The following is a 6,890-nucleotide window of genomic DNA, read 5'->3' as shown; positions in this document are numbered from 1 at the left end:
AGCCTCTGGAATGGGAGAACTGCAACATCTACAACCTTTCAGCACTCTTTCTGGATGAGGCACAGAAAAAAGAGCTTCAGGAACGCTACAGAAGCGGCAAAGAGGGTTATGGCCACTTCAAGAAATACCTCAAAGAGCTTATCTGGGAAGAATTGGCCGAAGCCAGAGAGAAGAGAGCCTACTACCTTGACCATATGGATGAAGTCAATGATATTCTAGCCATGGGTGCGAAAAAAGCAAAGGCCATCGCCGATGCCAAAATGGAACAGGTAAGAGCTGCTATAGGTCTATAATCTGTTCTATAGTGTAATCGCCGCCCATAATATTGGCGACGATCTCTTTATCGATATGTGAAGTCGTATAGAGAGAGATATTGAGCTCCCCTTCATTCACATGTCCCTTTGTTTCTGAAAGTGCAAGCAGACGCTTTGCAATAGCATCTCCCGTATGGATCAGGTTCATTTCACGCTGCATGATTTCTTCTATTTTATGTGCCACCAGCGGATAATGGGTACACCCGAGCACGATTGTGTCGACATCATTCTCCCGCATAGGGTGAAGCCACCTTTCGAGCATTTGGGCTGTTTTACTGCTTTCGATCTCACCCTTCTCTATCTGCTCCACCAATCCCGGACATGCCTGCTCGTAAAGCGTGACATCCTCTTTGGCTGAGAGTACATTGACCAGATCCTGATACTTCTCTCCCACCAGCGTCGCAGGCGTGGCCAGCACACCGATACTCCCCGTTTTAGTCTGTTCCAGTGCCGGCTTGATCCCGGGTTCCGTCCCTATAATAATCAGTTCGGGGTATTTTTCTCTCAATGTTTTAACCGCAGCGGAAGTTGCCGTATTGCAGGCGATGATCAGTGCATCGATCTGATGTGCTTTGAGAAAGTAGGCTGTGATATCAAGACTGTACTGTAGAATTTGTTCAGGTGTTTTTTCGCCATAAGGAGCATTTTTCGTATCGGCGACATAAAAGAGCTCTACGCCTTTCATCACCTTTGTGACAGCCTGAAGCACAGTCAGACCGCCAAGACCAGAATCGAATACTCCGATCTTCATGAAGTATTTACTCGTTCATCATGGCAAGGAATTCTTCGTTGCTCTTCGTTTTCATCATTTTGGAGAAGAGGAATTTGAGTCCTTCGACCTCTTCCATGTTCTGCATGGCGTTTCTCAGTGCCCATACTTTCTGGAGAGTTTCCGGATCGGTAAGAAGTTCTTCTTTTCTGGTTCCTGATTTGGTCACGTCGATCGCAGGGTAGATACGTCTTTCCGAAACATGACGGCTGAGTACCACTTCGGAGTTACCTGTTCCCTTGAATTCTTCGAAGATCACTTCATCCATACGACTTCCCGTATCGATAAGCGCTGTAGCGATAATGGTCAGAGAACCGCCCTCTTCAATGTTTCTTGCCGCACCAAAGAATCTTTTCGGTTTATGCAGCGCATTGGCATCGACACCGCCGGAAAGGACTTTGCCCGAACTCGGGGTTACTGTGTTGTAGGCACGTGCCAGTCGGGTAATGGAGTCAAGCAAAATAATGACATCTTTTCCCATTTCCACACGTCTTTTGGCTTTTTCAATGACCATTTCGGCTGTTCTGACATGATTCTGCGCAGGGAGGTCGAATGTGGAGGCATAGACTTCTCCTTTGACCGACCGCTGCATATCTGTTACCTCTTCGGGTCTTTCATCCACCAAAAGAACCATCAGAGAAGCATCCGGGTTGTTATGGGTGATCCCGTGTGCCAATTCTTTGAGCAGTTCGGTTTTACCAGTTCTCGGCGGTGCAACGACCAGTGCTCTCTGCCCTTTCCCGATAGGGGTAAACAGATCAAGTACGCGGCCGGTCATTTTCATCGGATTATATTCGAGTTTCAGTTTTTCATTGGCATAAAGCGGTGTCAGGTTATCGAACAGCGGCCTTTGCTTGGATTTTTCAGGCGCGACATAGTTGATCGCTTCAATTTTCAGCAGGGCATAGTATTTTTCCTGGTCTTTGGGAGGACGTACCTGACCCGTCACAATATCACCGTTTCTCAGTGCAAAACGCTTGACCTGTGTCGCCGAGACATAGGTATCGTTGCTTGAGTTGGCAAAATTTCCGTCAATGGAACGCAGGAAACCGTACCCGTCATTCATCACTTCAAGAATACCGGTATAGAGAATGAATCCCCCCTGACTGACCTGGGATTTCAGTATCTCGAAGATCAGATCGCGTCTTTGGTATTCGTTGGGATTTTCAACGCTGACTTCTTTGGCAATGGTAACAAGTTCATCGAGAGGTTTTTGCTGGAGATCTTCTATTTTATAGCCCTGTACAGGTACATGTGTTCTGTTTTTTCTGCCGGCATTGTGGCCATTGGCAGGTTTTTTGTTGTGTTCGCTCATTGTTCCTCTTATATGGATAAAAATTGGAGAATTTGCACGGATAATAGTTACTACTGTCTCTTGACAGCAATAAATTCATCGATGTGTAGTGATGTAATTATAATCCTTTTTGGCTGAAATGTCAAACTTACAGCCGGTTCGTGCTAAAATCAGCCCAAATATACCTATTCTCATTCGTGAAGGAGATTCTTAGTCATGTCAGTACAGTCCCATATAGACAAAGTGTTACGCAAAGTGCAGGAATACAGTCCCGGCCAGGATGAATTTTACCAGGCTGCACATGAAGTGGTCTCTTCGCTTGTTCCCCTGCTGGAAGAAGACAACCGGTACGATATGCATAATATCCTGGAACGTATCATGGTTCCCGAGCGCACCATCATCTTTCGTGTATGCTGGGTAGATGATAACGGCAGGGTGCAGACCAACTACGGGTATCGGGTACAGTTCAATTCTGCGATCGGGCAGTACAAGGGCGGGCTTCGCTTCCACCCTTCTGTCAATCTCGGCATCATCAAATTCCTCGGCTTTGAACAAATCTTCAAAAATGCCCTTACCGGCCTTCAGATCGGTGCGGCAAAAGGAGGAAGCAATTTTGATCCCAAAGGAAAAAGCGACAATGAGATTATGCGCTTCTGCCAGGCATTCATGTCTGAACTCTACAAATATATCGGCGGAACAAAAGATGTCCCTGCCGGAGATATCGGTGTCGGTGCAAGAGAGATAGGCTATTTGTTCGGGCAGTATAAAAAACTGACCGGCCATTTTGAAGGGGTTATTACAGGCAAAGGGCTGAACTGGGGCGGATCAAATACAAGAAAAGAAGCTACCGGCTACGGGGCAGTCTATTTTGCAGAAAATATTTTAAAAAAATACGATACCGAGCTCAAAGGCAAGATCTGCACCGTATCGGGTTCAGGAAACGTAGCTACCTATACAATCGAAAAACTCTATGAAATGGGTGCTATTCCTGTCACATGCAGTGACAGCCGGGGTACCATTTATCATGCAAAAGGCATCGATATCAATTCGCTCAAAGCGATTAAGGAGATCAACCATCAATCGCTTGAAACCTATGCACAGGTACATCCGGACAGTGTCTATACCCCTGTGAGCCACTATCCTGAAGGGAAGCATCAGACTTGGAATACTCCCTGTGACATTGCCTTCCCCTGCGCCACACAGAATGAATTGAATCTGGAGGATGCCAAAACACTGGTCGCCAACGGCTGCATCCTGGTCAATGAAGGTGCCAATATGCCTACGACTCCGGATGCCATAGCCTTCCTCAAGAAGAACAATATTCTTTTTGGTCCGGGGAAAGCAGCCAATGCCGGTGGTGTTGCTACCAGTCAGCTGGAAATGAGCCAGAATGCCAGTATGGAAAAGTGGAGCTTTGAAGAGGTTGACATTAAACTAAGACAGGTCATGCGCCACATCTTCGAAACAGCCTATGAGACATCCAAAGAATTCGGACAGGAAGGAGATCTTGTCATGGGAGCGAATATCGCCGGTTTCAGGAAAGTAGCGGATTCAATGATCGATCAGGGTGCGGTATAAAGGCTGAGGGATGCTATTCTCCGGCGGTACCCTACTGTAATCCGTAAAAAAGCAGCGGAGGATAAAGCAGTACACCTGTCAGAAAAAACCAGGAGGGAAGCTGCCATTCCAGCATAGCCGCAAGCTCCTGCGGCACCGTTTTTTGCAGGAATATTTTTTTAATCAGCTCGATTTTATAGAAAAGATCAAAAATCTTCAGAGAAAGTATGACGATCATATAGGCATTGAGCCGGTCTGTGGCAAGTACCACAAAAAGCACAAAATAAAAGGCAGGATGCATCAGAAAAAAGAGAAAAATACTTTTTTCATACCATTTGTAGAGACGCTGCATGACACCCAGAAGTGTCGGTGCTTTCTGCATCCAGGCTTCAAAAAGTTCCAGTATCGCCAATATAGCGGTAAGCAAATATGCAGTTTCCATAGTGGATTTTACCCATTTTTAGGTAAAGTACTATTTATAGTGCTTTGACTACAGACAAAAGGGGATCTCTAACAATAGGTGATACCCAAAAGAAAAAAAAGGAAACTATTTGGCAGAAATATCCTGTACCCATTGTCATCTCAAGTTTGACGAATCTGTCATGATCACAGAGGAACACAATGGTGAAAAGCTTTATTTCTGCTGTAAAGGGTGTCAGGGGGTCTACCATCTGCTCCAAAGCGAAGGGCTCGATACCTTTTACGACAAACTGGGCGACACCACTCTTCAGCCGGCAGCCCAGAACAGCAATGACCTCGAAAAATTTGACCTCGAAGGTTTTAAAAACAAATATATTAAAAGTACAGAAGAGGGCCTCGATGAGATACATCTCATTATTGAGGGCATCCACTGTTCTGCCTGTGTCTGGCTCAACGAAAAGGTACTGCATAAAACAGACGGTGTGATTGAAGCAACGATCAACTACACCAACAATAAAGCCAAGATCGTCTGGGACCCTGATGAGATCAAACTTTCCAAGATCATCGAAACCATCCGCTCCATAGGCTACAATGCCTACCCCTACGACCCCGCGCTGCAGGAAGAACGTGCCGTAAAAGTACGCAAAGAGTATTATTCACGCATTCTTGTCGCCGTTTTTGGCTCCATGAACATTATGTGGCTCGCCATTGCCCATTATGCAGGCTACTTCAGCGGTATACAACAGTCTTTTAAAAATATTCTCAATGCGGCAGAATTCATTCTTGCGACTCCTGTGCTTTTTTACAGCGGATGGGTCTTCTTCCGCGGTGCCTGGTACGGGTACAAAAACAGAATCGTCAACATGGATACGCTTGTCGCTTCCGGTGCCTTCTCCGCCTATCTCTATTCCATCTATGCCATGATCACACAGCGCGGAGAGGTCTATTTCGACTCCGTAGCCATGATCATCACGTTTGTACTGGTCGGCAAATACCTTGAAGTGCTCAGTAAAAAACATGCAGTCGATACACTGGACAGTATTATGGGAAGCACCCCGACCGAAGTGACCCTCATACAGGACGATGAGAAAGCGCTTGTCAGTGTGGAGAACGTCACACTGGGTGACATCATCGAGCTCAAACCCGGAGAAAAAGTGGTCATTGACGGCATCGTTACCCATGGGGAAGGCTCTTTCGATGAAAGTTCTCTGACAGGAGAAAATGAAGCAGTCTTCAAACAGAAAGGAGATACGATTCTCAGCGGTTCGATCTGCCTTGACTCCGTGATCCGTTACGAAGCGACCAAAGATGCTTCTTCTTCCCTGCTCTACTCCATTGTATCGCTTCTTGAAGAATCCATCACCAAGAAACCGCGCATCGAACAGCTTGCCGATACAGTTTCCGGTTATTTCTCCACTGTCATCCTCGTTCTCTCGCTCCTTACACTCGCAGGCTGGTGGCTCGTTACTGCCGATTTTGAACATGCACTTATCATCGGGATCTCCGTCATTGTCATCGCCTGTCCCTGTGCTCTGGGTCTGGCTACTCCCATGGCCACACTCGTAGGCATCGGTATGGCTGCCCAGCGCAACATCCTTTTCAAAGAAGCAGGCTATCTTGAAACCATGGCGAAAAGCAATCTGCTTGCCCTTGACAAAACCGGTACCATTACCGAAGGAAAACCTTCCGTTGTTTCGGAAAAGACTTATCAAACCTATCATAAAACCCTGCTCCATGCCCTCGTTTCCACTTCAAACCACCCGATTTCAAACGGTATCAGAAAATATTTGGAACAAGAGAATGAAAATACGTTTGAAACACTGGCACTGGAACATATCAAAACCATTCAGGCCAAAGGGATCGAAGCTGAGTACCAGACACACAAACTTGTCGGAGGCAATGCTTCTTTTATGAAAAGTTTCGGTATCGACTGCGAAGAAACCAGTGAAAATACACTGTTCTACTTCAGCATCGACGGAAAACTCTCTGCCAGATTCGAGTTAAGCGATACTGTACGCGAAGGTGCCAGGGAGGCAATTGCTGCCATAAAAGCTCTCGGCATCAGAGTTGCCATGCTTACCGGGGACCATGTGCAAAGTGCGCAGAAGGTTGCCGATGCTGTCGGCATCGAAGAAGTCTATGCCAAACTGCTTCCGCATGAAAAATCGGAGATGATAGACCGGTTTCATGCAGAAGGGCATATTGTCGTCATGGCAGGCGACGGCATCAATGACACTATCGCCCTGGCCAAATCGGATATTGCCATCGCCATGGGAAACGGTACGGATGTTGCCATTTCCGTCAGTGATGTTGTACTTATGGATGAAAAACCCCAGAGTATTTACGATGCCTACCGGCTTTCCAAACGTACCTACCGTGCCGTCAGGGAAAACCTCGGATTCTCCCTGCTCTACAATACAGTCGCCGTTCCGCTTGCCATGGCAGGATACATCAACCCTCTTATTGCCGCGCTTTCCATGAGTTTGAGTTCTCTGATCGTTGTAGGAAACTCTATGCGTATCAAATTTTTGAAATT

Annotated in this window: 5 protein-coding genes and 1 pseudogene; 3 read left to right on the top strand and 3 right to left on the bottom strand. The window is 46.5% G+C overall.

Annotated elements, in window-relative coordinates:
* Window positions 1-293, top strand: a pseudogene (locus F8L24_RS10115) (tryptophan--tRNA ligase); the annotation flags it as partial.
* Here the strand turns inward: F8L24_RS10115 and murI are convergent.
* A complete protein-coding gene (murI, locus tag F8L24_RS10110) occupies window positions 280-1,065 on the bottom strand; it encodes a glutamate racemase (RefSeq protein WP_294955279.1) in 786 nt (261 codons plus the stop codon). The pseudogene F8L24_RS10115 and the gene murI overlap by 14 nt on opposite strands.
* A gap of 7 nt (window positions 1,066-1,072) precedes the next feature.
* On the bottom strand, window positions 1,073-2,398 hold the full coding sequence (gene rho, locus F8L24_RS10105) for a transcription termination factor Rho (RefSeq protein ID WP_294955277.1): 1,326 nt from the start codon (window positions 2,396-2,398) through the stop codon (window positions 1,073-1,075).
* Between the two features lie 195 nt (window positions 2,399-2,593).
* Between rho and gdhA the strand changes: the two genes are divergently transcribed.
* A complete protein-coding gene (gene gdhA / locus F8L24_RS10100; RefSeq protein ID WP_294955274.1) occupies window positions 2,594-3,955 on the top strand; it encodes an NADP-specific glutamate dehydrogenase in 1,362 nt (453 codons plus the stop codon).
* A gap of 31 nt (window positions 3,956-3,986) precedes the next feature.
* Here gdhA and F8L24_RS10095 read toward each other — a convergent pair whose 3' ends face one another.
* Window positions 3,987-4,376, bottom strand: a complete 390-nt coding sequence (locus tag F8L24_RS10095) for a hypothetical protein (RefSeq protein ID WP_294955272.1) — start codon at window positions 4,374-4,376, stop codon at window positions 3,987-3,989.
* 109 nt (window positions 4,377-4,485) lie between these two features.
* Here F8L24_RS10095 and F8L24_RS10090 point away from each other — a divergent pair.
* Window positions 4,486-6,890 (top strand): heavy metal translocating P-type ATPase (locus tag F8L24_RS10090; protein ID WP_294955270.1); only part of this gene is annotated, 2,405 nt, incomplete at its 3' end.

It is taken from the genome of Sulfurovum sp. (assembly GCF_015493435.1).
Taxonomy (GTDB): domain Bacteria; phylum Campylobacterota; class Campylobacteria; order Campylobacterales; family Sulfurovaceae; genus Sulfurovum.
The sequence above is the reverse complement of the archived record's forward strand: the minus strand, read 5'-3'. Positions and strand labels throughout refer to the sequence as shown.